We start from the raw sequence: 26,093 nt of genomic DNA on the forward strand, positions 1-26,093 counted from the left end.
AAACGGAGGCGGGCTTTTTTTATTGCCGACGGCTGATGATCCGGTAGGCGATGTAACTGCCGACGGCGACATATTCCATGGCGGGAATGATGGTGCCGATAGCCGTTAAAGGGTCGCCGAAGACAGCGGCGAGTAGGCCGCCGACAAAGCCGCCGCCCATCTGGATGAAACCCATCAGTGCGGAAGCGGAGCCTGCCGTCTTTGGGAAGGGCGCAAGGCCGACCGTCACCGTGTAGGGTGAGATGAAGGCGATGCCGAAGGTGGAGACGCCGACCGGTAGCATGATCGATAGGAAGGACGGTGGCAGCAGATGAACGGAGAGGGCCATCATCGTGCCCCCGATACCGCTGAACATGAGCCCGATCACCACCGTCGTCGGCCCGCTGATGCGCCCGGACACAAGCCGCAGTGCAATCGACCCGCTGAGAAAAGCGCCGGTCTGGATGAGCATGCCGAGGCCGAACTGCGTCGGGGTCAGCCCCACTTCACCGATCAGCACGAAGGGAAGCATCGTTCCCTGGGCGTAGAGCGCGCCGATCGCGCCGCCGAGGACAAGAGATGGAAGAAGGAAGCGCAGGTCGGTGAGAAGGGAGAAGTAGGTCGAAACCAGGATCGAGGGTCTGAGCCGGCTGCGGTCGGGAACCGTTGTTTCCTTGAGGAACAGCAGGCAGCTTGTCAGCACGATAACCCCGAAGATGACCATCAGCACGAAGACGGATTTCCAGCCGAATACCGACAGCGACAGGCCGCCGATGGTGGGGCCGATTGCTGGACCCACCGCCAGCATGATGCCGATCATGTTCATGATGCGGGTGGCTTCGAAACCGACGAACTGGTCGCGAACCGCGGCACGGGCAACCGTCATGCCGACGGAAGCGCCGACCCCCTGCACCAGCCGCCCAGCCAGGATCCAGTCGACCGAGGGTGCAAAGACCGCCATCAGCGAGCCGACGAGATAGATCAGCAGGAACGCAATGCTGGCGGACCGGCGGCCGAATGCGTCTGAGGCCGGTCCTGCCAGAAGCTGCGCGACGGCAAAGCCGCCGAAGTAAAGCGTCAGACTGAGCTTGATTGCGGCTTCCGACGTGCCGAAGGCTTTCACGAGTTCCGGCATCGCCGGCGTGTAGATTGCCATCGAGACAGGGCCGATCGCCGTCAGCAGGGCGCCGAGCAGCGTGGTTCGCAGAGCTGTCATCCGCTCGGGCGGTGTCACTAAGGAAGCTGCCTGCGTATCAGCCTTCATCAATTTCGGCCTGAGACGAATTGAAGCTCTGCAGGTTGCCGTTGAAATGTTTCATGGCTTGCCCGAGGAGGTTTGCGGTTTGGGCATCGAACCCTTCGGTGGCGCAGGTGATGATGGCGCGCAGTTCCTGCTGGATTGACGCCAGCATGTCGGCAGAGGTCGGCGTCAGCATGATGCGCTTTGCCCGTCGGTCGGCGCAGCATTGCTGCCGCTCAATGAGGCCAAGCGACTGAAGCCTGTCGAGATAGGCGCAGAGCGTCATCGGTTCGACGCCCATGCGCGACGCGATGTCGAGCTGGCGGCTGCCATCGACTTGGGCGATATGGATCAGTGCTCGTGCTTCGCCGGCGGTAAGGCCGAGGCCCGCCTGGGCGATGCGCCGCTCGAAAGCCGTGCGCAGAAGCCTCGCGGCATCGGCGATCAGGAAGCCGAGGGTTTCACCCTGGGCGACCAAGCCTGGCGTTTCCGGGCGATGTTCGTTCGCGAGCTTCATAAGGCAGCCTTACTATCTTTCCCCGACGACGCAAATCGAAATGCCTGGAAACCGTGTGCCGGGCGATTTCGCAACGATGTGCGTTCCAAAAATCTGCATCAGCGGATGAAGCTCTTGCCGTGCCTGCCTATATATGGTCGCTCTACGCAATTAGACGGTATCGAAGCAGCACAGTGAAGGACGACCCAATGGCAACTTTCTCAGCGAATTCCGCGCTTGTCGACTGGAACGGGCATCATGGCATGCCGCGCTTCGATCAGGTCAAGGACGAGGATTTCGCGCCGGCCTTCGATGCCGCCATCGCCTTGCACGAGGCGGAAATCGCTGAGATCGCGGGAAATTCCGCTGAGCCCACATTCGAAAACACGATCGTTGCACTGGAAATCGCCGGTGACGAGCTGTCGCGCGTTTCGTCGATCTTCTGGGGCAAGGCGGGTGCGCATACCAACGATACGATCCAGGCGCTGGAACGCGAAATCGCGCCAAAAATGTCGCGCCACTATTCGAAGATCGGCACCAATGCCGAACTGTTCGCACGCATTGATGCACTCTGGCAGAAGCGGGACGACCTTGATCTGACCGTCGAGCAGCAGCGCGTTCTCGAGCGTCACTGGAAGGGGTTCGTCAAATCCGGTGCCAATCTGCCCGAGGACCAGCAGAAGCGGCTGTCAACGATCAACGAGACGCTTGCCGGTCTCGGGGCAAGCTTCGGCCAGAATGTTCTCGGCGACGAAAAAGGCTGGTCGTTGAAACTGACCGAAGAAGCCGATCTCGAGGGCCTGCCGGTTTTTGTGAAAGAAGCGATGGCGGAAGCTGCCAAGGAGCGCGGCGAGGGCTCAGGCTATCTCGTCACGCTGTCGCGCTCGATCATCGAGCCTTTTTTGACCTTCTCGACCCGCCGGGATCTGCGCGAACAGGCGTTCAAGGCCTGGGTGGCGCGCGGCGAAAATGGCGGCGAGCGGGACAATGTCGCGATCGTTCGCGAAACGCTGGCGCTGAGGGCCGAAAAGGCCAAGCTGCTCGGCTATGAGAATTACGCCGCGTTGAAGCTCGACAACACGATGGCGAAGACACCGAAGGCGGTGAACGGTCTGCTCGGCCAGGTCTGGCAGAAGGCCATCACCAAAGCGCTGGAGGAAGAGGCAAGTCTTTCAGGTCTGATCTCGGAAGCGGGCGGCAATCATCCGGTCATGCCCTGGGACTGGCGCCACTACGCCGAAAAGCTGCGCGAGCGGACGTTCTCTTTCTCCGAGAGTGAGCTGAAGCCCTATCTCCAGATCGAGAAGATCATCGAGGCGTCCTTCGATGTGGCCGAGCGCCTGTTCGGCATCAAGGCTGTCGAGGTGAAGGGTTTGCCCGTCTATCATCCTGACGTCCGGGTATTCGAAATCCATGACGAGGAAGGCAATCTAAAAGCGCTTTTCCTCGGCGATTATTTTGCTCGCTCGTCGAAGCGCTCCGGCGCCTGGATGAGTTCGTTCCAGTCGCAGCACAAGCTGACGCTGAAGAACGGCATGCAAGGTGAGCTGCCGATCATCTACAATGTCTGCAATTTCGCAAAGCCTGCCGAAGGCAAGCCGGCGCTTCTGTCGCTCGACGATGCGCGCACGTTGTTTCATGAATTCGGCCATGCGCTGCACGGCATGCTGTCCAACGTGACCTATCCCTCGGTTTCGGGCACTGGCGTCTCGCGCGATTTCGTGGAGTTGCCGTCGCAGCTTTACGAACACTGGCTGACGGTGCCGGAAATCTTCGAGAAATATGCCGTCCACTACAAGACCGGCGAGCCGATGCCGAAGGCGCTGCTCGACAAGGTTCTTGCCGCGCAGACATTCAATGCCGGTTTCTCAACGGTGGAATTCACCTCGTCGGCACTGGTCGATATGGCTTTCCACACCCAGGAAAGCACGGTCGAAGACCCGATGGCGGTGCAGGCCAAGGTGCTGGCCGAGCTCGACATGCCGGCCTCGATCGTCATGCGCCACGCCACGCCGCACTTCCAGCACGTGTTTGCCGGTGACGGATACTCGGCCGGCTACTATTCCTACATGTGGTCGGAAGTCCTTGATGCGGATGCATTTGCCGCGTTCGAGGAGGTCGGCAATGCTTTCGATCCGGTGACGGCGCGCAAGCTCAAGAACAATATCTATTCGGTCGGCGGCTCGATCGATCCGGAAGAAGCTTATGCAGCCTTCCGCGGCAAACTGCCGGATCCGACCGCAATGTTGAAGAAGCGGGGGCTCTCCATCATGGCCGAGCTTTCGGGCGGAGACGGCTGACAAAAGCCATTATCTTTAAAAGATGAAGAGCGGGCGTTGATCGCAGATCGCGCTCGCCCCCTTTCGCATTTGCGAAAAACAGGGTATGAGCGCGCCAACGAAATAGGCGCGGTCCGTCGATCTGCGCCCCGAAACATCCGAGATCTAAAAATGGCTATGCGGAATATCGCGATTATCGCGCACGTCGACCACGGCAAAACGACCCTTGTCGATGAACTTCTGAAGCAGTCCGGCTCGTTCCGCGACAATCAGCGCACCGTCGAGCGCATGATGGACTCGAACGACCTCGAAAAAGAACGCGGCATCACCATTCTCGCCAAGGCAACTTCGGTCGAGTGGAAGGGTGTTCGCATCAACATCGTCGACACCCCCGGCCACGCCGACTTCGGTGGCGAAGTCGAGCGCATCCTGTCGATGGTGGATGGCGCCATCGTTCTGGTCGATAGCTCGGAAGGCCCGATGCCGCAGACCAAGTTCGTGGTCGGTAAGGCGCTGAAGGTCGGTCTTCGCCCGATCGTCGCGATCAACAAGATCGACCGTCCGGACGGTCGCCACGAAGAAGTCATCAACGAAGTCTTCGACCTGTTCGCGAACCTCGACGCCACCGACGAGCAGCTCGACTTCCCGATCCTCTACGGTTCGGGTCGCGATGGCTGGATGAACGTCAACCCAGAAGGTCCGAAGGATGAAGGTCTTGCACCACTGCTCGATCTGGTCCTGAAGCACGTTCCGGAGCCGAATGTCGGCGAAGGCCCGTTCCGCATGATCGGTACGCTTCTCGAAGCCAACCCCTTCCTCGGTCGTCTCATCACGGGCCGCATCGCATCCGGCTCGATCAAGCCGAACCAGGCCGTCAAGGTTCTGTCGCAGGACGGCAAGACCGTCGAAACCGGCCGTATCTCCAAGATCCTCGCATTCCGCGGCATCGAGCGTCAGCCAATCGAAGAAGCCCATGCTGGTGACATCGTAGCGATCGCTGGCCTTTCCAAGGGTACGGTTGCCGACACGTTCTGCGATCCTGCGGTCACCGAAGCGATGACAGCGCAGCCGATCGATCCGCCGACCGTTACCATGTCCTTCCTCGTTAACGACAGCCCGCTTGCCGGCACCGAAGGCGACAAGGTTACCAGCCGCGTCATTCGTGACCGTCTGTTCAAGGAAGCCGAAGGCAACGTTGCGCTGAAGATCGAAGAGTCTGACGGCAAGGATTCGTTCTTCGTGTCCGGCCGCGGCGAATTGCAGCTTGCCGTTCTGATCGAGACCATGCGTCGCGAAGGCTTCGAGCTTGCCGTTTCGCGTCCGCGCGTCGTCATGCACAAGGACGAAGCAACCGGCCAGACGCTGGAGCCGATCGAAGAAGTCGTGATCGACGTCGACGAAGAGCATTCCGGTATCGTCGTGCAGAAGATGTCCGAGCGCAAGGCCGAGATGGTCGAGCTTCGTCCGTCCGGCGGCAGCCGCGTTCGCCTGGTATTCTACGCGCCGACCCGCGGCCTGATCGGCTACCAGTCGGAACTTCTGACAGACACGCGCGGCACGGCGATCATGAACCGCCTGTTCCACGACTATCAGCCTTACAAGGGTGCGATCGTCGGTCGCGTCAACGGTGTTCTCCTGTCGAACCAGTCCGGTGAAGCCGTCGCCTACGCGATGTTCAACCTGGAAGACCGTGGCCCGATGATCATCGAGCCAGGCGAAAAGGTTTATGCCGGTATGATCATCGGCATCCATACCCGCGACAACGACCTCGAAGTCAACGTTCTCAAGGGCAAGCAGCTGACCAACATCCGCTCGGCCGGCAAGGACGAAGCTGTTCGCCTGACGCCGCCGATCCGCATGACGCTCGACCGCGCGCTGTCCTGGATCCAGGACGACGAACTGATGGAAGTCACGCCGAAGTCGATCCGCCTGCGCAAGATCTATCTCGACGCAAACGACCGCAAGCGCTTCGACAAGTCGAAGGCCGCTCTCTAACAGCGCGCCTCCCAAGACCATCCAAGACCCCGGCAGAAATGCCGGGGTTTTTTTGTGGCTTGGTCTGGGCCACGCTTGTGGCGAAGGTAAAAAATGCGTTAACCTCCTTGCCATCGTCCACATGAGAAGCTTGTGGGCAATCCACTTTACCCGGGTCTCGGGAATGGCGGAGAGCCCATGGCAGGACCTAGAATCGCGTTATGAAAACGTTATCGATCGATGTCAGGCGTGCGGAGCCGCAAGACGCCCCGGCTATCTCCGAGGTGCACCGCCAGGCATGGTCGCAAGCCTATGCCGGCCTCATTCCGCACAAGCCGCTGATCCAGATGCTGGAGCGCCGCGGCGAGGGGTGGTGGCGCAAGGCCGTCCGCGGGCCGGCGACGCTTCTGGTTCTGGATATCGGTGGCGTTATCGCGGGTTATGCGACGATCGGCCTCAACCGCGCCCGTGCGCTTCCCTATGACGGCGAGATCTACGAGATCTACCTGCGCCCGGAATATCAGGGCGTCGGCCTCGGCCGCCGCCTGTTCGGCGAAAGCCGCAGGCTGCTGAAATCGCTTGGCTGCAAGGGCTTGGTCGTCTGGTGCCTGGAAGACAGCGAGCATGCTGTCCGCTTTTTGCGATCCCATGGCGGGGCGGATTTGGCAGAGGGCATGGAGGACTTCGACGGAAAGTCCCTAAAGAAGATTGGTTTCGTCTGGCACTGACTTCGGGGCCGAAAGGTGCGCCACGACTTAACCTTGGCGGCAAACCTGTGTTGCCTTGCCAGCCAATTCCCGCTATCGACGGTTCACAAGTTCGTAAACCTCATCGGGGAAGACTATGCGCATCGATGCAATTTCTGTTGGCAAGAATCCGCCTGAAGACGTCAACGTAATCGTTGAAGTACCTGTCGGCGGCCAGCCCATCAAGTACGAGATGGACAAGGAAGCCGGCGCCCTGATCGTCGACCGTTTCCTGTACACACCGATGACCTATCCGGGCAATTACGGCTTCGTGCCGCATACGCTGTCCGAGGATGGTGATCCGATCGACGTTCTGATCTGCAACACCCGCCCGCTGGTTCCCGGTTGCGTCATCAATGTCCGCCCGATCGGCGTGATGGTGATGGAAGACGACGGCGGCAAGGACGAGAAGATCATTGCCGTGCCGGTTCCGAAGCTGACCCAGCGCTACGACAAGATCAAGAACTACACCGATATGCCAGAAATCACGCTGAAGCAGATCGAGCACTTCTTCACGCATTACAAGGATCTGGAGCCCGGCAAGTGGGTGAAGATCGAAGGCTGGAAGGACGTTGACGTCGCCAAGAAAATGATCGTCGCGGCGATCGAACGCTTCAACGCTCAGAAATAATCTTTACCGCTGACCGCTTCCAAAATCCTCCGGTTCGTCTCGAGCCGGGGGATTTTTTGTTTCAGCTCGTAAGCCAAAACAAAAACGGCCCGCGCGGGAAATTTCCCACCGCGGGCCGACCGTGTCCGTGCTGAAAGTCTTTGGCTTCAGCCTGCGAGAGCAGGATAGATCGAGGTCCACATCAGCGAGCGAATGAAGAAGATGATCAGAAGCACGATGATGGGCGAAATGTCGATACCACCTAGGTTCGGCATGACCCGGCGGATCGGCGCGAGAACGGGCTCGGTGACATTGAAGAGAAACCGGCCGATCGCATCGACAAACTGGTTGCTCGAATTGATCACGTTGAAGGCGAACAGCCATGAAAAGATGGCGCTGGCGATCAGGATCCAGGTGTAAAGGTTCAAGGCCAAGTCAATGGTCTGAAACAGGGCGAGCATTCACGTCTCCATTTCTTTGTTGACAGACATGTAGACATTGGCGAACTAACGGGCAAGTGCCGTCTATGGCCCGCGTCGCAGGATGTTTAACGGCGGCGTGTGCATATCGTGGGTTTCCGGCTTCGCTGAAAGTACAGGTTCCATGTCCATACCCACATCGGGTGATCGCTTCGCCGCCTTTCGTCACGCAGCTTATACGCGTTTCTTTCTCAGCCGGTTCTTCGCAGCCTTCGCGATCCAGATTGTCAGCGTCTCCGTCGGCTGGCAGATGTATGACGAGACGCGCAATCCTCTCTATCTCGGTCTGATCGGGCTCTTCCAGTTTCTGCCGTCGCTGCTTTTGATCCTGGTGACGGGATCGGTCGCCGATCGCTACAACCGACGCATGATCATGGCGATCTGCATGGTCGTCGGCGGACTGTGTTCGGCGGCGCTTCTGGCGCTCACCATCACCGACTCATTCACGCCGTGGCTGGTGTTTTCGATCCTTGTCGTCTTCGGCATCGAGCGCGCCTTCATGGGGCCGGCGGTGCAGTCGTTGGGACCCAACCTCGTGCCGGAAGAAGACCTCCCCAACGCCATCGCCTGGAACTCGTCGTCCTGGCAGACGGCATCGATCCTCGGGCCGGTGTTCGGCGGGCTACTCTACGGCGCCAGCTCGATTGCGGCCTATTCGGTCGCCTGTTTTCTGATGACGGTTGCCGCCATCCTTGTGTTTATGATCCCCAAGCCGGCGCAGCGCACGCCTGCCTCGAAAGTCAGCTGGGATGAGATGCTGGCCGGTTTCCGCTTCATCGCCGGCGAGAAGATCGTGCTCGGTGCGATCTCGCTCGATCTGTTTGCTGTGCTGCTCGGTGGCGCCGTGGCGCTGATGCCGATCTTTGCCCGCGACGTGCTGGAGCTTGGCCCCTGGGGTCTCGGCCTGTTGCGCGCAGCGCCCGGCATCGGCGCGATCGGCGTTGCGGTCTGGCTTGCCATCCATCCGATCCGGCACCATGCGGGTACGGCGATGTTCATCGGCGTGGCGCTGTTCGGTCTCGGAACGCTCATCTTCGGCCTCTCGGCCACCCCGTGGATCTCGATTGCGGCCTTGATGCTGATGGGTGCGGCTGACATGATCTCCGTCTATGTCCGCGAGACGCTGATCGCGCTCTGGACGCCGGACGAGGTGCGCGGCCGGGTGAATGCGGTCAACATGGTGTTCGTTGGCGCATCCAACGAGCTGGGCGAGTTCCGTGCCGGCACCATGGCGCATGCGATCGGCGCGGTCCCTGCCGTCGTCATCGGCGGTATCGGCACACTGGCCGTCGCCGTCATCTGGTCGATCGGCTTTCCGAAGCTGCGCAAGATCGACAATCTGGAAGCACCGCAGCGCTGAGTTATCCGTTCCCCTGGGCGGGGTAGGCAGGTGCTGCCGGTCGGTTCGCATCGGCGGCGGGTCGATCGAAGACGATGTCGAGGAAGGTCCACAGCCAGTCCTTCAATGCGTGGTCGAAGATCATCCGTCCTTCCAAGTGCTGGTTTCCCTGCTGGGCATTTGGCATGCCGAAGCGTTCGGCGCCGTGCACCACCCATCGATGCATCATGGCGCGGGTGAGTTCCGCATGGAACTGTACGCCCCAGGCATTCTCGCCGTATCGGATCGCCTGATGCGGATAGGCGTCGCCTTCTGCCAGAAGCTTCGCGCCACGCGGCACGTCGAAGCCTTCGCGGTGGAAGTGGTAGACCATTTTCGGCCAGTGCATGAGAAGCCGGCCGTGCTCGGTGGCGCGTAGCGGATACCAGCCGATTTCGGTTACCTCGCCTTTCTGCGGCCCAACGCGGCCGCCGAGATTGCGCACCAGCATCTGGGCACCGAGGCAGATGCCAAGATACGGCTTGTTCTCCTTCAACGGCACGTCGATCCAGTCAATTTCCGTCTTGATGAACGGGTCCGGGTCGTTGGCACTCATCGGACCGCCGAAGACGACGGCGCCTGCGTGGCCGGACATCGTGTCGGGGAGGGGATCGCCGAGAGCGGGCCTGCGGATATCCAGCGCAAAGCCCTTGTCGACGAGCATCTGGCCGACGCGTCCGGCGGAGGAGGTTTCCTGATGCAGGATCGCGAGGATCGGGAGTTTAGAGGATGGGCGGGAAGGGGTTCTCATGACGTCACGTCCTGGAGCGTTCCTGGCTAAACCTTTTCTTCCTCTTCCCCTGCGACCGGATGAGACGAGGTGCGCGCGGCCGCTTCCTGCCGCTGTAGAACCCGGTCTCGGGCGGAAACGCCCAGGAGATCGGCGATACGCCAGATCACGTGGTCCTCGATCTCGCTGCGCTGCCCATCCGCGTAGACGATATCCCAGAGGATACCGAGAAGCTCGATCCGGTCCTCTTCGTCAACCAGATGCTTTCTGAGATCCGAGGTGAACCGGTAATAGTCGACAGCTTCGCTTCCAGCCTGCCGGCCCGCCTCGATCAGCGACTGCAACCCTTCCGGGCTCAGATCGTAACGATCGCGCATGAGGTCGCGGAATTTCTGCTGCTCTTCCTCGGACATGTTGCCATCGGCTTCCATGACCTGGAAACAGAGCGCCACGAAGGCTACGCGCGGGTCGTCGGGCGCAAATTCATCCGTATGGTGCGGGGCTGTCAGCGTGTGGAGGAAGGCCTGGATGCGATCGAGCATATGTAATCTGGGCCTTCTCCGGTTTTTCTAGTAAAGCCTCAGCCTCGTGGGAGACTTCTCGGCGCTTGCGTCCTTGACACCGGGATCATCGGGCGGACGACCGAAAAAGGGAACGGGCTCGTCCTGCTTTTCTGCCTCCGGGGGCTGCTCCGGTGTCACATTCGTGGCCGTAGGTGTTTTTGCTGCAACAGCTAAGTCTTCCTGAGGCACTACAACGGGCTGCATGTCGGCAGCAACCTGATTGGTGCTCTCGTTTTCCGGTGTTTCGACAGTCGGCGTGACGTCTTCGCGAAGCGTGATTGCCGGAAGCGTTGCGATCGCCTCGTCTGCGGCCAGGGTGCCGTCTTCGACGGGTCCTTCGATCTGGCCGAACGGGACTTTCCATTCGAAGGCATCAAGACGTCCGGTGACCGGCGAGAGCGGCAACCATTTGTCCGAAACGATACCGTCGGCAACCCAGGCAGGATCACGGCCAGCACGCAGCGCTTGCGCCATCCAGTGACGGACACGGCCCTGATCGCCGGTATCCGCTTCCTCGATATCGGCCAGCAGGAGATAGGCGGCCTCACGCGACTGCATGCGGGCTGCAGCTTCTGCCTTGGCGCGCGCCTTGGGGAACTGCTGGGCATCGAGAGCTGCCTGCGCGACGACCAGCAGCGATTCGATGTTGTTGGGACGCAGCGCTTCGAGCTTTTCGGCACGCTTCAGACGGTCAAGCGTGCTATCGCCGCTGCGGGCGCGGACATAGGTGCGGCCGAGATCCGGATGCGGCTCGATCTTCCAGGCGCTTTCGAGGATGCTTGCTGCCTTGCGGATATTGTCTTCGCGCAGATAGGCCTTGGCTGCAATGATCGCGGCCGGCACGAGGCCCTTGGCGAGCTTCAGAGCGGCCTTTGCATCTTCGCGGGCACCGTTCGGGTCGCTTTCCAGGCGTTCGCTCGCCTTGGCGGTCAGAAGAACGGCTTTCAAGCGCTCGGCTTCGCCGCGTTCGAGCACACTTGCCGCCCGCTGTTGATCGAGTAGCTGGATGGCCTCGTCCCAACGGCCGGACTGGCTGCGCGATTCGAGCGTCGCCTGGGCTGCCCAGGGTAGGTAGGGCGCATGTTCGACGGCTTTTTCGGCATACTGGCGAGCAGCTTCGTTGGCGCCGAGACGGCGTGCTTCCATGTAAAGGCCGCGAAGACCGAGTTCACGGGTTTCCGGGTCTTCGGCCATCTGTTCGAACTTGGCGCGTGCGTCGGCATGGCGCCCCTCGATCAGGGCGGCCTGGGCTTCCAGAAGGTGAATGAGCGGTTCCTGATCGGCGCTGAGCAGGCCACGCGTGCGGATGCTCATCTTGCGGGCAAGAACGGCATTGCCGGCACCGGCTGCGATCAGGCCGGTCGAGAGCGCCTGATAGCCGCGGTCACGCTTGCGGGTGCGGAAATAGCGACGCACCGAGAGCGGCGACGTCCAGATGACGCCGATGATCCACCAGACGATCATGACGGCCGCAATCAGCGCCACGACCATGGTGGCGGCTACCATGATGCTGGTTTCGATCAGGTGGTCCTGCCAGGTGATCGAGATCAGCCCTGGGCGATCCGCAATCCAAGAAAAGCCCCAGCCGAGGCCCAGAACCACGAGAAGAAAAATGAAGAGCCTGATGATCATCCGTTTCTTTCTTCTTCAGCCTTAAGAGCCTGATTTCGTGCCAGCAAGCGCGCGCGAAAGAGTTCCGCTCACGAGATTTTCAACCTGTACCCGCGCATCCAGCTTCCGCTTGAACTCGGTAGACGCGGATTTTGCGGCTTCCGGCAGCGTATCCCACTGCTGGGCCGCCGCCTGAAGGTCGCCGCTGCGCAACCGGTCCTCGATGCGCGATACGATCGCGTCGACCGTGTCACCCTCGACATCGCCGACGCGGCGAACCTTCACCACCGACATGGCGGAGGACAGAAGCCGGGCGGCAATGCCCTGATCCGGATCTGAAGGCACAGACGCCTGGATGATCGCATCGGCGACAGCGGGAAACTCGCTCTGCAGCTGTTCACGCGACGGCGCGCCGTCTGCGGCGAATGTCTTGAGCTCGGCGATCGCGGGATCGTCGCCGGCAATGTTCGTATAGGCCTGAAGCTCTGCCTCGAACGAGCCGCCACGATCGATGGCGGCCTTCAGTCCGGCAGCAGCGACGGCGCGGGCAACCTGCTGTTCCGGGCCGCGATCGTTGATCTGGGCCTCTGCCGCTTCGAGGCGGCGGGAAAGCTCGGCCGTCTGCGTGGCTGCCGCAGCTTTGGTGTCTGCCAGCTGCTGCTGGATGGCATTCAAGCTTTCTTCGGTCGGACCGCCGGAATTCTGCGCGACAGAACTTTCCAGCGCCTGAACGCGGCTTGCGAGTTCCGTATCGGGAGACGCCGGCTGGCTGCGCAGCGTCTGGATATCCTGGCGAAGAGCTTCGATTTCGTCCGACAGTTCGGTCGAGCCGGATGCCGCCGGAGACGATGACGGAAGATAACCGGCATACTGCATGCTGCCCGCCAGCAGAAGCGCTACGATGCCGCCGAAAATGCCGGCAGCAATCAGCGTGGACGCCGAGGTCCCACCGGAGCGGGTGGCTGGCTGGGCGTCCGATGCCTTGTCAAAGGTTTCATGCTTAGCGGCAGGTTCGTCAAAACCGGGCGTGGGCGACGGGGTGAATTCCTCGGTCGGCGAGGGGGCAGCGTCACGAGCAGCGTCTGTCGCAATCGGCGCGTCCGGCTCGGTCACAACCGGATCGGATGTTCCCGTCACACCTGGCTCGTCTCGCCCATGGGAGCTATCCGGCTGGCCGATCACGTGGGACGTGTCGGTCTTTTCAGGCACGGTCGATGTCACCGGCTCGCCGGCCAGCGGGATGGCATCCGCCGTCTCAGAAGCTTCGACTTTTTCCGAAGCGCTTTCCGGGATGTCGCTGTCATTGCTGCGCACGGGCTCGGCCACCACGCCAGCGCCATCGGCCGTCAGGTCGATCGTGACCGGTTCTTTCTCCGCCATCGATCGGCGGGGTGGTTTTTCCGTTACCATCTCGACCTCTTTTCGCATCTGCTCAGGGAAAGTAGTTGGTGGGGCAGGGTAAGGAAAGGGGAGCGAGAGAATTTGGCTTGGCACTATGGTGAAAGAAACGCGAAAAGTGCATCTTCGTCGGGTGTTTCAGCGACGAAGATAGCAGAATGAAATTTTTCAGGCACCGCGGTAGCGACGTTTTTGCTGAGGCAGATGACCTGCAAATGTTCGATCGAGGCTGCAAACGGCTGCACGAGTTCGAATAACAGCGCGGCATTGTGGCGCGAATAGAGAAGAACTGCGTCGGCCGGCGGGCGGGTCAGAAGCGGTTCGATGATCTCGGTCCGGTAGCCGACCTTGACCATCCGGTAGATCTCGATCGTTTTGCAGGCGATGCCGCGGGCGTGTAACCCGTCCTCCAGATCCGGCGAACGCGGATTGCCGGCGAGATAGAGGAGACTGGATGTTTCGCCGACATCCTGGGCGATCCTCTCCACCAGATCATGCCCGGTGCCATCGCCGCAGCGGATATCGGTAAAGCCGAGGGCGCGTGCTGCCTCGCCGGTCGCGTCGCCGACGGCGTATATCTGCGTGGATAGGTGAGGGCGGATTTCGTGTCCAAGTTCGCCAAGCACGCGAACGGCTTCGGCGCTGGTCACGACAAGCGCGGAATGGGGTTCAGACAGCGCTTCTCGGGCGATCTCCAGGTGATGCTCGGCGCGGGTGAGCGGCAGGAAGACAGGCTGATGGCCGAGGGCCTCGAGCCGTGCTGCGGTTCGCCGGGCGGAATGGTCAGGGCGGGTAACGATGACCCGCATGGCGTCAGACCCAGCCTTCGAAGAAGCCCGGTCCGGCGGCGGCACGGACCGTTTCTCCGGCCTGGCGACCAAGCGTTTCCGCATCCGCCCGTCGGCCGCTGATTTCGACCGCATGTTCGATCGATCCGTCCGGCGTCAGGATCAGGCCTGAAAATTTCAGGTGATCTCCGTCGCAGATCGCGTAGCCGCCGATCGGTGTCCGACATGAGCCATCGAGGGCTGCCAGAAATGCGCGCTCGCAACTGACCGCGTCAAAGGTGGGACAGTCGTTGACGGCTTTCAGCAGGTCATCGATGGCCGTGTCGCCGATGCGGCTCTCGAGGCAGATCGCGCCCTGTGCAGGCGCTGGCGGAAAATCGACGGGGTCGAGCAGTTCGGTCGCAACTTCCTCGCGGGCCAGCCGCTTCAGCCCGGCATACGCCAAAAGCGTCGCGTCCACATGGCCTTCATTGAGCTTGCGAAGGCGCGTGCCGACCGATCCGCGAAAAATCGCGACCTGGATATCGGGACGAAGACGGCGCACCAGCGCCTGACGCCTCAGAGATGCGGTTCCGACCGTCGCGCCGTCGGGCAGAGCTTTGAGGCTCGGCGCCGTGCGGCCGATGACGGCATCGCGGATATCCTCGCGGGGCAAGTAGGCGGAGATGTAAAGGTCTTCCGGAAGCTTGGTCGGCATGTCCTTGGAGGAATGCACCGCGAAGTCGAGATCTCCCGAGGAGAGCTTTTCTTCGAGCTCCAGCGTGAACATGCCCTTGCCGCCGATCTCGCTCAGGGCGCGGTCGGTGATGCGGTCGCCGGTCGTGGACAGGACGACAATTTCGAACATTTCCTCCGGAAGGTCATGGGCTGCCATCAACCGTGCACGGGTTTCGGCCGCCTGGGCGAGCGCCAGCGGGCTGCCCCGCGTTCCTATCCGGAAAGGTTTTGTTTGCATCCGCGTCATTCCATTGTTACCGGAAGCCCTCGTAAACCTGTTTTCCTCTTCAATCAACGATAGGTCATGGCGGCATTTCTTCGCATCCTCGGCATTGAAACAAGCTGCGACGAAACCGCGGCCGCAATCGTCGTGCGCCACGAGGACGGTCGCGGCGAGATTCTCTCTGATGTCGTGTTCTCGCAGCTCGACGAGCACAGTGCCTATGGCGGCGTCGTGCCCGAGATTGCGGCGCGAGCCCATGTGGAGGCGCTGGACGGTCTGATCGAGGAAGCCCTGTCGCGAGCTGGCGTCTCGCTGGATGAGATCGACGCGGTGGCGGCGACCTCCGGTCCCGGCCTGATCGGCGGATTGATCGTCGGGCTGATGACGGCAAAGGCAATTGCACGCGCCACCGGCAAGCCGCTGATGGCGATCAACCATCTCGAGGGACATGCGCTGACGGCGCGGCTGACGGACGGATTGTCGTTCCCTTATCTTATGCTGCTGGTCTCCGGCGGCCATACGCAGCTGGTTCTGGTGCGTGGCGTCGGCGACTATGAGCGCTGGGGCACCACGATCGACGATGCGCTGGGCGAAGCCTTCGACAAGACGGCAAAGCTTCTCGGCCTGCCATACCCGGGCGGACCCGCCGTCGAGAAGGCGGCGCTGACGGGCAATCCCGATCGTTTTCAATTGCCGCGGCCGCTGATTGGTGAAGCCCGGCTGGACTTCTCGTTCTCCGGTCTCAAGACCGCCGTGCGTCAGGCCGCGACCGAGATCGCGCCGCTGTCCGAGCAGGATATCGCCGATATCTGCGCGTCGTTCCAGAAGGCGATCTCTCGAACGCTGCGCGACCGGATCGGGCGTGGACTTGCGCGCTTTTCCAAGGAATTCGGCCATCTGGATGTCGGTCCTGCGCTGGTGGTTGCGGGCGGCGTTGCCGCCAACCAGGAGATCCGCCGCACGCTGCAGGCGCTCTGCATCGAACACGGATTTCGCTTTATTGCGCCGCCGATGAAGCTTTGCACCGACAATGCCGCGATGATTGCCTGGGCAGGGCTTGAACGTCTCGCCGAAGACATGCCGTTCGACGGGATGGATGTGGCGCCGCGCTCGCGCTGGCCGCTGGATGCAAATGCGCAGACGCTGCTTGGTTCCGGCAAACGGGGTGCCAAGGCATGAACGGGGCAGGGACGGCGCAAGAACGGATCGTCGTGATCGGGGCCGGGGCCTTCGGTACGGCACTCGCAGCCGTCATCGCGCTCGAAGGTCGTCACCCGGTAACGCTGATCGGCCGCAATACCGGCCTGATGGCCGATCTCAGAAACGACCGCGTCCATGACGCAGCACTTCCCGGCGTGACATTGCCGGATGCGCTCGAATTCTCCGCTGAACCCGACGCCATCTCGGATGCGAGCATTGTGCTGTTTGCCATGCCTTCGCAGGCGCAGAGCGATGCGGCGCGGTATTACGGTCCGTATCTCGCAAAGGATGCGGCGGTCGTTACCTGTGCCAAAGGCATAGACCGCGTGTCAGGGCTTTTGCTGACGGACGTTCTGGAGGCATCGCTTCCGAGCCACCCGATCGCGGTTCTCTCCGGCCCCGGTTTTGCATTCGACATTGCGCGCGGGCTTCCGACGGCGATGGCGCTTGCGGCGGAGGACCAACTGCTCGCGGAGCGTCTGGCGACCGTGCTGTCCAGCCGGACCTTCCGGCTTTACGCCTCGTCCGACCGGATCGGCGTGCAGCTCGGCGGGGCGATGAAGAACGTGCTGGCGATTGCCTGCGGCATCGTCGAGGGCGCAGGCCTTGGTGATTCGGCCCGTGCCGCGCTCATTTCGCGCGGACTTGCGGAAATGTCGCGTCTGGTCGAGGCGATGGGCGGCAAGGCGGATACGGTGCGGGGCCTGTCCGGTCTCGGCGATCTGGTGCTTACCGGTACCAGCCACCAGTCCCGCAATCTGCGCTTCGGCATTTCGCTCGGGCAGGGGCAGCCGGCATCGGCGTCCAGCGGACCGCTGGTCGAAGGCGCCTTTGCCGCGTCGGTCGCTGCCCAGCTCGCGCAGACCCACTCCGTCGATCTGCCGGTGACGGAGGCCGTTGCCGCGATCATCGACGGACGGCTTGGCGTGGCTGACGCGATGGAACGCCTGATGACCCGCCCGATCACGACGGAATAGATCAACCCAAGGAGAGAACGATGCTGTTTGCCTTCCTCTGCACCGACAAGCCCGGCCATCTCAACGTCCGGATGGAAACCCGTCCGGTCCATCTCGAACATCTCAACAAGCTGAATGCCGACGGCACGCTGAAGTTTGCCGGTCCTTTCCTGGACGATGAAGGCAAGCCGAATGGCAGCCTGGTCGTGGTTGAAGCCGCCGATATGGCGGCTGCCCGCACGCTTGCCGAGGCCGATCCCTATTACCTCGCCGGCCTGTTCGAAAAGGTCGATGTGAAGCCGTGGAACTGGACGATCAACAAGCCTGCGGAGTGAGATAACCATGGCCTATTGGCTCTATAAATCCGAACCGGATGTCTGGTCCTGGGAGCAGCAGAAGGCCAAGGGAAAAGCTGGCGAGGAATGGACCGGCGTGCGCAACTATCAGGCCCGCAACAACATGCGGGCCATGAAGATTGGCGACAAGGGGTTCTTCTACCACTCCAACGAGGGGCTGGAGATCGTCGGCATCGTCGAGGTCTGCGCGCTGTCGCATCCGGATTCCTCGGCCAAGGGCGATCCGAAGTGGGACTGCGTCGATATTCGCGCCGTCGAGGATGTGCCGAAGCCGATCACGCTGAAGGACATCAAGGCCAATCCGCAGTTCGAAAAGATGGCGCTGGTCACCTCGATGCGGCTTTCCGTACAGCCGGTGACGGAAGAGGAATATCTCGAGATCTGCCGCTTGGGTGGTGTCAAGAACCCGCCCCGTTCGCCGGACTGACGCGTCCTTGAAAACCGACCCTGCGACCTTCATCCTCGCCAACACGGATGTGACCGCGCCGCCGCATGTTCCGGAGATCCGGCTTCATCTGGCGACCGAGGCGCATGACCTCTGGCTGAAGACGGAGGAAGAGTTGCAGGCGATCGGTCTGCCGCCGCCGTTCTGGGCCTTCGCCTGGGCCGGCGGGCAGGGGCTCGCCCGCTATATCCTCGATCATCCCGATACGGTTGCGGGCAAGCGGGTGCTGGATTTCGCCTCAGGATCCGGGCTGGTGGCGATTGCGGCAAAACAGGCTGCTGCAGCCCACGTGCTCGCCGCCGATATCGATCCCTGGACGGAAGCTGCGGTGAGGCTCAACGCCGCAGAAAACCACGTTGAGATATCCTTCACGTCGCAAGATCTGATCGGGCGAGAGATCGAGGCGGATGTGCTGCTCGCCGGCGACGTGTTCTACGATCGCGGCATGGCCGATCTGTTGATACCGTGGTTTACCCGGTTATCGGGAGAGGGAAAGGTCGTTCTGGTCGGCGATCCCGGCAGGAGCTACTGCCCCAAGGATCGGCTTACCGAGGTGGCCGTCTACCAGGTACCCGTCACCCGGGCACTTGAAGACAGCGAGGTCAAAAAGACGACCGTGTGGCGGTTCGCCTGAGACGACTATCGGCCGCCTCGAATGACGCAGACGCCGGCTTCAAACGAGCAGGATTTGTTCGAGGCCACCGCGTTGCCGCCCATCTCCTGCGCTACATCGATCACCTTGGCTTTCGGGGCGAGTGCCAGACTGCGGCGTTCCTGCTGCGGCCAGTAGATATCGTCGCGCACAAAATAGGTCCCATTGCCAGGGACCGAGTAGGCCTGGATCGAACCTGCATAGGTATCAATCCCGCGCGTGAAGGATGACGAGCCCCGATCAAAGCGACCCGATGCATAAGTACGGGTCATCCGGTTGATCTCGGCAGGACGGTTGCGTCGTCCGTCACCCTGGCGATCCCAGCGATTGTTTTCGACGAACTGGTGGCGATGGCCTCTGTCGTATCCACGGTCGGCATAGCCCTGATGGTGATGCCTGCGATCTGCCGCAGAAGCGACTGATGCGAAGGCTGCAAGCACTGCTGCGGCGATGACAAGGGGCTTGATCCGGTGACTGATCATGACGAACTCCGCGACACACAGGTTAACGAAACATTAACATGGAGCGAAAGCGGGTTTCTGGCAAGAAACCAATTGTTCGGGTTTGCCAGATATCGTGCCGCGATCTGGCAAACCCGAGACCTTGAGAAAAACACAATCGATTAAATTCTCGATCGTTTAGAATTGTTCTTGTCGTTGGGGAATTCCAAGATTAAACCACGCGAATGATGCAATGCACATTTTCTCGGCAGCGTGCATTGCCAAGGGCTCCCGCTCTTTGACGCATTACGACGCCGCGAGGTTCTGATGGCGAATGTGACTAACAACCGGCCTCTGTCGCCGCATCTCTCAATCTACAAGCCAATCCCCACAATGGTCATGTCGATCGTTCACCGTATCACCGGTGGCGCTCTGTATTTCGGCACGATCCTCGTCGCGTGGTGGCTGATCGCTGCAGCAAGCGGCCCGGCTTACTACGACTGGGCCAACTGGGCGCTTGGCAGCATTCCCGGCAAGCTGGTTCTTCTCGGCTATACATGGGCGCTGATCCACCACATGCTCGGCGGCTTCCGCCACTTCATGTGGGACTTGGGCCGTGGCTTCGAGAAGGAATTTTCGACCAAGCTCGCCATCGCCAACATCATCGCATCGCTCTGTCTGACCGTGCTGGTCTGGGTGGTCGGCTTCATCGTTCGCTAAGGAACAGCTTCCATGGATATGCGCACCCCGCTCGGTAAGGTCCGCGGACTGGGCTCCGCCAAAGACGGCACCGAACATTTCTGGCGCCAGCGGATGACCGCCGTCGCCAACGTGCCGTTGATGACCTTTTTCGTGATCTTCATGATCATCTATGCCGGCAAGCCGTTTGCCGAAGTGGTCGAGGCGCTGTCGAACCCGTTCGTCGCTGTTGTCATGGGCCTTGTCGTGATCTCGGGCATCATCCACATGAAGCTCGGCATGCAGGTCATCATCGAGGACTACGTGCACAGCGAGTTCGCGAAGGTCCTGTTCGTCATGCTCAACACATTCTTCTCGATCCTGATCGCCGGGCTTTGTCTGTTCGCCGTTCTGAAGATCGCTTTCGTAGGATAATCCGTCATGGCATCCGTCACCCCCATCGCTTCAGGCGCCTCTCAGACCGGCAAGGCCTATACCTATGTCGACCATTCCTACGACGTGATCGTCGTGGGTGCCGGCGGTGCAGGATTGCGCGCCACGCTCGGCATGGCCGAACAGGGCTTCAAGACGGCCTGCATCACCAAGGTCTTCCCGACCCGTTCGCACACGGTCGCAGCGCAGGGCGGCATTGCCGCCTCGCTGCAGAACATGACGCCCGATTCGTGGCAGTGGCATCTCTATGACACCGTCAAGGGTTCCGACTGGCTTGGCGACGTTGACGCCATGCAGTACATGGTCATGGAAGCACCCAAGGCCGTTTACGAACTCGAACATTACGGCGTGCCTTTCTCGCGCAACGAAGAAGGCAAGATCTACCAGCGCCCGTTCGGCGGCCACATGCAGAATTTCGGTGCAGGCCCGCCGGTGCAGCGCACCTGCGCTGCCGCTGACCGCACCGGCCACGCCATCCTGCACACGCTCTACGGCCAGTCGCTGAAGCACAACGCGGAATTCTTCATCGAGTATTTCGCGCTCGACCTGATCATGTCGGATGATGGTCGCTGCACAGGCGTCGTTGCCTGGAACCTCGACGACGGCACGATCCATCGCTTTACCGCCAAGATGGTGGTTCTGGCGACCGGCGGTTACGGCCGCGCCTATTTCTCGGCAACCTCCGCCCATACCTGCACCGGCGACGGCGGCGGCATGGTGGCGCGTGCCGGCATGCCTCTTCAGGACATGGAATTCGTCCAGTTCCACCCGACCGGCATCTATGGTTCGGGCTGTCTCATCACCGAGGGTGCACGCGGCGAAGGCGGGTACCTCGTGAATTCCGAGGGCGAACGCTTCATGGAGCGCTATGCGCCATCCGCGAAGGATCTTGCCTCGCGCGACGTGGTCTCACGTTGCATGACGCTGGAAATCCGCGAAGGCCGCGGCGTCGGCAAGAACAAGGACCACATCTTCCTGCATCTCGACCACCTCGATCCGGCCGTGCTGCACGAACGCCTTCCCGGCATTTCCGAAAGCGCCAAGATCTTTGCGGGTGTCGATGTGACGCGCGAGCCGATCCCGGTTCTGCCGACCGTGCATTACAACATGGGCGGCATCCCCACCAATTACTGGGGCGAAGTGCTGAATGCAGACGCCAACAACCCGGAACGCATCCTGCCTGGCCTTATGGCCGTGGGTGAAGCCGGTTGCGCTTCGGTGCACGGTGCAAACCGTCTCGGCTCCAACTCGCTGATCGATCTCGTCGTGTTCGGCCGTGCCGCCGCCATCCGCGCCGGCCAGGTGATCGACCGCGAAGGACCGATCCCGGCACTGAACACGGCCGCCTGCGACAAGATCATGGACCGCTTCGACAGCCTTCGCCACGCCAGCGGCTCGACGCCGACGGCGATCCTGCGCGACAAGATGCAGCGCACCATGCAGGATGATGCCGCCGTGTTCCGCACACAGGAGTCGCTGGAATCCGGTTGCAAGCGCATGTCGGCAATCTGGGGCGAAATGCGCGACGTGAAGGTCACCGACCATTCGATGATCTGGAACTCGGATCTCGTCGAAACGCTCGAACTGCATAACCTGATGGCGAACGCGATCACCACGGTCTACGGCGCCGAAGCGCGCAAGGAAAGCCGCGGTTCTCACGCACGCGAGGACTATACGGACGGCGCGTTTTCCGGCCGCGACGACGTGACCTGGCGCAAGCATACGCTTGCCTGGGTCAACGACGCGGGCGACGTGAAGCTCGACTATCGCCCGGTCCACACGGACCTGATCGCCGACGGCATCGATCCTTACAAGATCGAGCCGAAAGCGCGCGTGTATTGATCTGAGGAAACTGGAACATGGTTGAACTCGCTCTGCCCAAGAATTCCCAGATGACCGAAGGCAAGGTCTGGCCAAAGCCGGATGGTGCCACGAACGTCCGAGAATACCGCGTCTACCGCTGGAGCCCGGATGACGGCCAGAACCCGCGCATCGATACGTTCTACATCGATATCGACGATTGCGGCCCGATGGTTCTCGATGGTCTTCTCTACATCAAGAACAATATCGACCCGACGCTGACACTGCGCCGTTCGTGCCGCGAAGGCATTTGCGGTTCCTGCGCGATGAACATCGACGGCACCAACACGCTTGCCTGCACCAAGGGCATGGATGACGTGAAGGGAACGGTCAAAGTCTATCCGCTGCCGCATATGCCTGTGGTCAAGGACCTGGTTCCGGATCTGACAAACTTCTACGCCCAGCACCGCTCGATCGAGCCCTGGCTGAAGACCGTCTCGCCGACGCCTGCCAAGGAATGGAAGCAGAGCCACGACGACCGTCAGAAACTCGACGGTCTCTACGAGTGCATTCTCTGCGCCTGCTGCTCGGCATCCTGTCCCAGCTACTGGTGGAACGGCGACCGCTATCTCGGTCCGGCTGTTCTGCTTCAGGCCTATCGCTGGCTGATCGACTCCAGAGACGAAGCCAAGGGCGAGCGCCTCGACAACCTCGAGGATCCGTTCCGGCTCTATCGCTGCCACACGATCATGAACTGCGCGCAGACCTGCCCGAAGGGTCTGAACCCTGCCAAGGCGATTGCCGAAATCAAGAAGATGATGGTCGAGCGCCGCGTCTAGTAAAACCTTACAGTATCCCGACCCTGCAGACGCACGGTCGGGATTTTTCGATTAAAACAGCTCGCGTAATCGTGACAGTTGTCGTGCCTTCGCCAAATAGCGCCGGTATGACTTGATTAACTAAGTCCTTTTACGGTAATTCCGTCTCAATTGAATGGATCAGTTCCATGCAGAGATGCGGCTGAAAGCAGGAGTTTTGCGATGCAGTTCAGATATGTGGCGACAGGCGTTGTTCTTGCGCTGGCTCTTGCCGGTTGCCAGAGGACGTCCAATACCTCCCCTTATGCTGATCTGCCAGCACAGCCCTCCCGGCCCGCGCCGCTTCAGGCACAGCCTGTTCAGGGTGTGCAGGGCGGCCAGCTTCCACCTCCGGGTGGTGCAGCCCAATATCCGACGGCGCCTCAGGGAGGCCAGCAGATGGCATCAGTCGATCCGAATGCTGCGGCGCCTGCCAATGCTCTCGATATTACCAAGCAGCAGATGGTCGGCAACTGGCGCGTTGCCAATGGCGGCTCGTCCTGCGACATGTTCCTGACGCTCACCAATCTCGGCAGCGGATCGCGCGGCGGCACTCGTGGCTGCTCCGGCGAACTGACGACGATGGGTTCGTGGGAAGTGTCGGGCAAGATGGTTCAGTTCAAGAACCGCGCCGGCGACGTCATCGGCCGCGTCTACAAGAGCGGCGATACCCGTTTCGACGGCACCACCAATTCGGGCCAGCCTCTCGGTCTCAGCCGGTAAACGGTCTGCGGAGGCGGCAGGGTGGAGCCGATCCCGGACTACACATCGAGCGTCGGTGAAGAGCTCAAGGCACTGGCGGCGTCCGGGGTGCTGACTCCGGACACTGCGCAGATGCAGGTGGCCGCCAAGCTCGACCACATTCTCAAATGCTTCAGAGACACGAAGCCAGCCAAGAAGACGAGTGCACTCGGCTGGCTGTTTGCCCGCGGTGGCGGCAAGCCGCGGGAAATCCGCGGACTTTATGTGCATGGCAGCGTCGGTCGCGGCAAGACCATGCTGATGGACATGTTCTTCAAGAAGGCATCCATCGCAAAAAAGCGGCGTCTGCACTTTCACGAATTCATGGCCGACGTGCATGGACGTATCCACGAGCACCGTCAAAAGCTGAAACGCGGAGAGACGAAACAGGCAGATCCGGTGCCGCCGATCGCTGCGGCCCTGTTCGCAGAAGCGGAACTTCTCTGCTTCGACGAATTCTCGGTGACCGATATCACCGATGCCATGATCCTTGCACGTCTGTTCACGGAATTGTTCGGCCTTGGATGCGTTCTCGTCGCGACCTCGAACGTAGCCCCCGACGATCTTTACAGGGATGGCCTCAACCGCGGTCTGTTCACGCCGTTCATCGCGTTGCTCGGCCGCTACGTGGATGTCGTCACGCTGGACTCGCCAACCGACTACCGGATGCAGAAGCTGGCGAGCCTGCCCGTCTATATGACGCCTCTCAGCCCCCAAGCGGATCTCGCGATCGAAAACACCTGGCATCAGGTGATCGACGGCGAGAAGGCGAGCCCTGTCGAGTTGCCGATGAAAGGTCGCACCATCAAAGTGCCGCTGGCGTCCGGCCGGGCTGCACGGTTCAGCTTTTCGGACTTGTGTGAAAAACCGCTAGGCGCGTCGGACTATCTGGCGATCGCCGATCGCTTTGACGCTGTCTTCATTGAGCACGTCCCGCAGCTCGGACCCGAAAAGCGCAACGCAACCAAGCGCTTCATCAATCTCGTCGATGCGTTCTACGACCATTCGGTCAGACTCTACGTCTCCGCCGCGAGCGAACCGGATCAGCTTTTGTTGGAGAAGCGCGGCACCGAGGGGTTCGAGTTCGATCGAACAATCTCCCGTCTCTGGGAGATGCGGAGCGCCGATTACCTCGCTCTGCACAACGCAAAGCGTCAAGAAGCCTGACACTTTCATGACAGAAGTTCTTACGTTTACGTAAGGTAATTGATATCTAACCGATTGAAAAATATCACTCCGAAATAATCGATTGCGATTTTTCCGATATGGCGTTATCGGTGGCGCCGCACGTGAACCTGCTATGACTTGACGCAGGTAAAGTCTTGAGAGGAAGCTTTTCGATGGCGCGCAAGAAAATTGCACTTATTGGTTCGGGCATGATCGGTGGCACGCTGGCACATCTTGCCAGCCTGAAGGAGCTGGGCGACATCGTCCTGTTCGACATTGCCGACGGCATCCCGCAGGGCAAGGGCCTCGATATTGCCCAGTCCGGTCCCGTCGAAGGCTTCAACGCCAAGCTTTCCGGTGCTAGCGACTATTCCGCCATCGAAGGCGCTGACGTCTGCATCGTCACGGCCGGCGTTGCCCGCAAGCCCGGCATGAGCCGCGACGATCTGCTCGGCATCAACCTGAAGGTGATGGAACAGGTCGGCGCCGGCATCAAGAAATATGCCCCGAACGCATTCGTCATCTGCATCACCAACCCGCTCGACGCGATGGTCTGGGCGCTGCAGAAGTTCTCCGGCCTGCCAAAGAACATGGTCGTCGGCATGGCCGGCGTGCTCGACTCGGCTCGCTTCCGCCTGTTCCTGTCGGAAGAGTTCAACGTTTCCGTCCAGGACGTCACGGCCTTCGTTCTTGGCGGCCATGGCGACACGATGGTGCCGCTCGCCCGCTACTCGACTGTCGGCGGCGTTCCGCTGACCGATCTCGTCAAGATGGGCTGGGTCACTGCCGAGCGTCTCGAAGAAATCATCCAGCGCACCCGTGACGGTGGCGCAGAAATCGTCGGCCTGTTGAAGACCGGTTCTGCCTACTACGCTCCGGCTGCTTCGGCGATCGAGATGGCCGAATCCTTCCTCAAGGACAAGAAGCGCGTTCTGCCTGCCGCTGCTTACCTGTCCGGCCAGTACGGCGTGAAGGACATGTATGTCGGCGTTCCCACGATCATCGGTGCCGGTGGTATCGAGCGGATCATCGAAGTCGAATTCAACAAAGACGAAGAAGCTGCCTTCGCGAAGTCGGTCGGCGCTGTTTCGGCTCTCTGCGAAGCCTGCATCAATATCGCGCCTGCGCTGAAGTAAT

At 61.0% G+C, this 26,093-nt stretch carries 27 protein-coding genes; 17 read left to right on the plus strand and 10 right to left on the minus strand.

All coding sequences use genetic code 11. The features are described 5' to 3' along the window. Positions 1-19 precede the first annotated feature (19 nt). Together BLW69_RS00795 and BLW69_RS00800 are read right to left on the minus strand one after the other, a co-directional pair. Positions 20-1,195 (minus strand): multidrug effflux MFS transporter, encoded by a 1,176-nt coding sequence (locus BLW69_RS00795; RefSeq protein WP_092660934.1) that lies wholly within the window; start codon positions 1,193-1,195, stop codon positions 20-22. A gap of 37 nt (positions 1,196-1,232) precedes the next feature. Further along, complete coding sequence (locus tag BLW69_RS00800) at positions 1,233-1,736, minus strand: MarR family winged helix-turn-helix transcriptional regulator (RefSeq protein WP_092659301.1); 504 nt, start codon at positions 1,734-1,736, stop codon at positions 1,233-1,235. A 188-nt stretch (positions 1,737-1,924) separates the two neighbouring features. Here BLW69_RS00800 and BLW69_RS00805 point away from each other — a divergent pair, with 188 nt between their 5' ends. The 4 genes from BLW69_RS00805 (at position 1,925) to ppa (ending at position 7,345) form a co-directional block, all read left to right on the plus strand. After that, positions 1,925-4,015: a M3 family metallopeptidase gene (locus BLW69_RS00805; protein ID WP_092659302.1), complete on the plus strand. Its 2,091-nt coding sequence runs from the start codon at positions 1,925-1,927 to the stop codon at positions 4,013-4,015. Between the two features lie 150 nt (positions 4,016-4,165). Continuing rightward, positions 4,166-5,989, plus strand: a complete 1,824-nt coding sequence (gene typA, locus BLW69_RS00810; RefSeq protein WP_062581654.1) for a translational GTPase TypA — start codon at positions 4,166-4,168, stop codon at positions 5,987-5,989. A gap of 200 nt (positions 5,990-6,189) precedes the next feature. After that, entirely contained in the window at positions 6,190-6,696 is a 507-nt protein-coding gene (locus tag BLW69_RS00815; RefSeq protein ID WP_062462422.1) for a GNAT family N-acetyltransferase, read from the plus strand. A gap of 115 nt (positions 6,697-6,811) precedes the next feature. Beyond that, positions 6,812-7,345: an inorganic diphosphatase gene (gene ppa, locus BLW69_RS00820; protein ID WP_062462425.1), complete on the plus strand. Its 534-nt coding sequence runs from the start codon at positions 6,812-6,814 to the stop codon at positions 7,343-7,345. A gap of 146 nt (positions 7,346-7,491) precedes the next feature. Here ppa and BLW69_RS00825 read toward each other — a convergent pair whose 3' ends face one another. Beyond that, positions 7,492-7,785 carry a YggT family protein gene (locus BLW69_RS00825; protein ID WP_062462428.1) on the minus strand — a complete coding sequence of 98 codons (294 nt, stop codon included), beginning with the start codon at positions 7,783-7,785 and terminating at the stop codon, positions 7,492-7,494. A 142-nt stretch (positions 7,786-7,927) separates the two neighbouring features. Between BLW69_RS00825 and BLW69_RS00830 the strand changes: the two genes are divergently transcribed. Then, positions 7,928-9,163: an MFS transporter gene (locus BLW69_RS00830; protein ID WP_062462443.1), complete on the plus strand. Its 1,236-nt coding sequence runs from the start codon at positions 7,928-7,930 to the stop codon at positions 9,161-9,163. A gap of 1 nt (position 9,164) precedes the next feature. Here the strand turns inward: BLW69_RS00830 and BLW69_RS00835 are convergent, their stop codons facing one another. From BLW69_RS00835 to hemC, 6 genes are all read right to left on the minus strand, one after another. Beyond that, entirely contained in the window at positions 9,165-9,932 is a 768-nt protein-coding gene (locus BLW69_RS00835) for a glutamine amidotransferase (RefSeq protein ID WP_092659304.1), read from the minus strand. 26 nt (positions 9,933-9,958) lie between these two features. Beyond that, entirely contained in the window at positions 9,959-10,453 is a 495-nt protein-coding gene (locus BLW69_RS00840; protein WP_092659306.1) for a tellurite resistance TerB family protein, read from the minus strand. Between the two features lie 27 nt (positions 10,454-10,480). Continuing rightward, positions 10,481-12,106, minus strand: a complete 1,626-nt coding sequence (locus tag BLW69_RS00845) for a heme biosynthesis protein HemY (RefSeq protein ID WP_162759425.1) — start codon at positions 12,104-12,106, stop codon at positions 10,481-10,483. A gap of 21 nt (positions 12,107-12,127) precedes the next feature. Further along, positions 12,128-13,495 carry a COG4223 family protein gene (locus tag BLW69_RS00850; protein ID WP_244508716.1) on the minus strand — a complete coding sequence of 456 codons (1,368 nt, stop codon included), beginning with the start codon at positions 13,493-13,495 and terminating at the stop codon, positions 12,128-12,130. 83 nt (positions 13,496-13,578) lie between these two features. After that, entirely contained in the window at positions 13,579-14,292 is a 714-nt protein-coding gene (locus tag BLW69_RS00855) for a uroporphyrinogen-III synthase (RefSeq protein WP_162759426.1), read from the minus strand. A gap of 4 nt (positions 14,293-14,296) precedes the next feature. Continuing rightward, positions 14,297-15,226 (minus strand): hydroxymethylbilane synthase, encoded by a 930-nt coding sequence (gene hemC, locus BLW69_RS00860; RefSeq protein ID WP_092660938.1) that lies wholly within the window; start codon positions 15,224-15,226, stop codon positions 14,297-14,299. Between the two features lie 66 nt (positions 15,227-15,292). Between hemC and tsaD the strand changes: the two genes are divergently transcribed. The 5 genes from tsaD to BLW69_RS00885 are packed head-to-tail and all read left to right on the plus strand — an operon-like array spanning position 15,293 to position 18,802. Continuing rightward, positions 15,293-16,390, plus strand: a complete 1,098-nt coding sequence (gene tsaD, locus BLW69_RS00865) for a tRNA (adenosine(37)-N6)-threonylcarbamoyltransferase complex transferase subunit TsaD (RefSeq protein WP_092659312.1) — start codon at positions 15,293-15,295, stop codon at positions 16,388-16,390. Continuing rightward, on the plus strand, positions 16,387-17,388 hold the full coding sequence (locus BLW69_RS00870; protein WP_092659314.1) for an NAD(P)H-dependent glycerol-3-phosphate dehydrogenase: 1,002 nt from the start codon (positions 16,387-16,389) through the stop codon (positions 17,386-17,388). The genes tsaD and BLW69_RS00870 overlap by 4 nt, the downstream gene beginning before the upstream one ends. Positions 17,389-17,408: 20 nt before the next feature. Beyond that, positions 17,409-17,702, plus strand: a complete 294-nt coding sequence (locus tag BLW69_RS00875) for a YciI-like protein (protein ID WP_062581670.1) — start codon at positions 17,409-17,411, stop codon at positions 17,700-17,702. Between the two features lie 7 nt (positions 17,703-17,709). After that, positions 17,710-18,150: an EVE domain-containing protein gene (locus BLW69_RS00880; protein ID WP_062462467.1), complete on the plus strand. Its 441-nt coding sequence runs from the start codon at positions 17,710-17,712 to the stop codon at positions 18,148-18,150. A 7-nt stretch (positions 18,151-18,157) separates the two neighbouring features. Further along, a complete protein-coding gene (locus BLW69_RS00885; RefSeq protein ID WP_092659316.1) occupies positions 18,158-18,802 on the plus strand; it encodes a class I SAM-dependent methyltransferase in 645 nt (214 codons plus the stop codon). Between the two features lie 5 nt (positions 18,803-18,807). Here BLW69_RS00885 and BLW69_RS00890 read toward each other — a convergent pair whose 3' ends face one another. Beyond that, positions 18,808-19,302 (minus strand): hypothetical protein, encoded by a 495-nt coding sequence (locus BLW69_RS00890; RefSeq protein WP_062462473.1) that lies wholly within the window; start codon positions 19,300-19,302, stop codon positions 18,808-18,810. A gap of 285 nt (positions 19,303-19,587) precedes the next feature. Between BLW69_RS00890 and sdhC the strand changes: the two genes are divergently transcribed. From sdhC to mdh, 7 genes are all read left to right on the plus strand, one after another. Continuing rightward, positions 19,588-19,980 carry a succinate dehydrogenase, cytochrome b556 subunit gene (gene sdhC / locus BLW69_RS00895; RefSeq protein WP_062462475.1) on the plus strand — a complete coding sequence of 131 codons (393 nt, stop codon included), beginning with the start codon at positions 19,588-19,590 and terminating at the stop codon, positions 19,978-19,980. Between the two features lie 12 nt (positions 19,981-19,992). After that, a complete protein-coding gene (sdhD, locus tag BLW69_RS00900; RefSeq protein WP_062462477.1) occupies positions 19,993-20,373 on the plus strand; it encodes a succinate dehydrogenase, hydrophobic membrane anchor protein in 381 nt (126 codons plus the stop codon). 6 nt (positions 20,374-20,379) lie between these two features. Next, positions 20,380-22,233: a succinate dehydrogenase flavoprotein subunit gene (gene sdhA, locus BLW69_RS00905; protein WP_092659318.1), complete on the plus strand. Its 1,854-nt coding sequence runs from the start codon at positions 20,380-20,382 to the stop codon at positions 22,231-22,233. Positions 22,234-22,250: 17 nt separating this feature from the next. Continuing rightward, positions 22,251-23,030 carry a succinate dehydrogenase iron-sulfur subunit gene (locus BLW69_RS00910; RefSeq protein ID WP_062462483.1) on the plus strand — a complete coding sequence of 260 codons (780 nt, stop codon included), beginning with the start codon at positions 22,251-22,253 and terminating at the stop codon, positions 23,028-23,030. A gap of 201 nt (positions 23,031-23,231) precedes the next feature. Next, positions 23,232-23,771 carry a protease inhibitor Inh/omp19 family protein gene (locus tag BLW69_RS00915; RefSeq protein ID WP_062462486.1) on the plus strand — a complete coding sequence of 180 codons (540 nt, stop codon included), beginning with the start codon at positions 23,232-23,234 and terminating at the stop codon, positions 23,769-23,771. 21 nt (positions 23,772-23,792) lie between these two features. Beyond that, positions 23,793-24,956 carry a cell division protein ZapE gene (zapE, locus tag BLW69_RS00920; RefSeq protein WP_092659320.1) on the plus strand — a complete coding sequence of 388 codons (1,164 nt, stop codon included), beginning with the start codon at positions 23,793-23,795 and terminating at the stop codon, positions 24,954-24,956. A 173-nt stretch (positions 24,957-25,129) separates the two neighbouring features. Beyond that, entirely contained in the window at positions 25,130-26,092 is a 963-nt protein-coding gene (mdh, locus tag BLW69_RS00925) for a malate dehydrogenase (RefSeq protein ID WP_092659322.1), read from the plus strand. Position 26,093 lies beyond the last annotated feature (1 nt).

Source organism: Rhizobium sp. NFR12 (assembly GCF_900108545.1).
Taxonomy (GTDB): Bacteria; Pseudomonadota; Alphaproteobacteria; order Rhizobiales; family Rhizobiaceae; genus Neorhizobium; species Neorhizobium soli.

Coding starts and splice junctions, on each gene's coding strand:
- BLW69_RS00795 (WP_092660934.1), bottom strand. CDS start 1,195: ATGACAGCTCTGCGAACCACGCTGCTCGGCGCCCTGCTGACGGCGATC.
- BLW69_RS00800 (WP_092659301.1), bottom strand. CDS start 1,736: ATGAAGCTCGCGAACGAACATCGCCCGGAAACGCCAGGCTTGGTCGCC.
- BLW69_RS00805 (WP_092659302.1), top strand. CDS start 1,925: ATGGCAACTTTCTCAGCGAATTCCGCGCTTGTCGACTGGAACGGGCAT.
- typA (WP_062581654.1), top strand. CDS start 4,166: ATGGCTATGCGGAATATCGCGATTATCGCGCACGTCGACCACGGCAAA.
- BLW69_RS00815 (WP_062462422.1), top strand. CDS start 6,190: ATGAAAACGTTATCGATCGATGTCAGGCGTGCGGAGCCGCAAGACGCC.
- ppa (WP_062462425.1), top strand. CDS start 6,812: ATGCGCATCGATGCAATTTCTGTTGGCAAGAATCCGCCTGAAGACGTC.
- BLW69_RS00825 (WP_062462428.1), bottom strand. CDS start 7,785: ATGCTCGCCCTGTTTCAGACCATTGACTTGGCCTTGAACCTTTACACC.
- BLW69_RS00830 (WP_062462443.1), top strand. CDS start 7,928: ATGTCCATACCCACATCGGGTGATCGCTTCGCCGCCTTTCGTCACGCA.
- BLW69_RS00835 (WP_092659304.1), bottom strand. CDS start 9,932: ATGAGAACCCCTTCCCGCCCATCCTCTAAACTCCCGATCCTCGCGATC.
- BLW69_RS00840 (WP_092659306.1), bottom strand. CDS start 10,453: ATGCTCGATCGCATCCAGGCCTTCCTCCACACGCTGACAGCCCCGCAC.
- BLW69_RS00845 (WP_162759425.1), bottom strand. CDS start 12,106: ATGATCATCAGGCTCTTCATTTTTCTTCTCGTGGTTCTGGGCCTCGGC.
- BLW69_RS00850 (WP_244508716.1), bottom strand. CDS start 13,495: ATGGTAACGGAAAAACCACCCCGCCGATCGATGGCGGAGAAAGAACCG.
- BLW69_RS00855 (WP_162759426.1), bottom strand. CDS start 14,292: ATGCGGGTCATCGTTACCCGCCCTGACCATTCCGCCCGGCGAACCGCA.
- hemC (WP_092660938.1), bottom strand. CDS start 15,226: ATGCAAACAAAACCTTTCCGGATAGGAACGCGGGGCAGCCCGCTGGCG.
- tsaD (WP_092659312.1), top strand. CDS start 15,293: ATGGCGGCATTTCTTCGCATCCTCGGCATTGAAACAAGCTGCGACGAA.
- BLW69_RS00870 (WP_092659314.1), top strand. CDS start 16,387: ATGAACGGGGCAGGGACGGCGCAAGAACGGATCGTCGTGATCGGGGCC.
- BLW69_RS00875 (WP_062581670.1), top strand. CDS start 17,409: ATGCTGTTTGCCTTCCTCTGCACCGACAAGCCCGGCCATCTCAACGTC.
- BLW69_RS00880 (WP_062462467.1), top strand. CDS start 17,710: ATGGCCTATTGGCTCTATAAATCCGAACCGGATGTCTGGTCCTGGGAG.
- BLW69_RS00890 (WP_062462473.1), bottom strand. CDS start 19,302: ATGATCAGTCACCGGATCAAGCCCCTTGTCATCGCCGCAGCAGTGCTT.
- sdhC (WP_062462475.1), top strand. CDS start 19,588: ATGGCGAATGTGACTAACAACCGGCCTCTGTCGCCGCATCTCTCAATC.
- sdhD (WP_062462477.1), top strand. CDS start 19,993: ATGGATATGCGCACCCCGCTCGGTAAGGTCCGCGGACTGGGCTCCGCC.
- sdhA (WP_092659318.1), top strand. CDS start 20,380: ATGGCATCCGTCACCCCCATCGCTTCAGGCGCCTCTCAGACCGGCAAG.
- BLW69_RS00910 (WP_062462483.1), top strand. CDS start 22,251: ATGGTTGAACTCGCTCTGCCCAAGAATTCCCAGATGACCGAAGGCAAG.
- BLW69_RS00915 (WP_062462486.1), top strand. CDS start 23,232: ATGCAGTTCAGATATGTGGCGACAGGCGTTGTTCTTGCGCTGGCTCTT.
- mdh (WP_092659322.1), top strand. CDS start 25,130: ATGGCGCGCAAGAAAATTGCACTTATTGGTTCGGGCATGATCGGTGGC.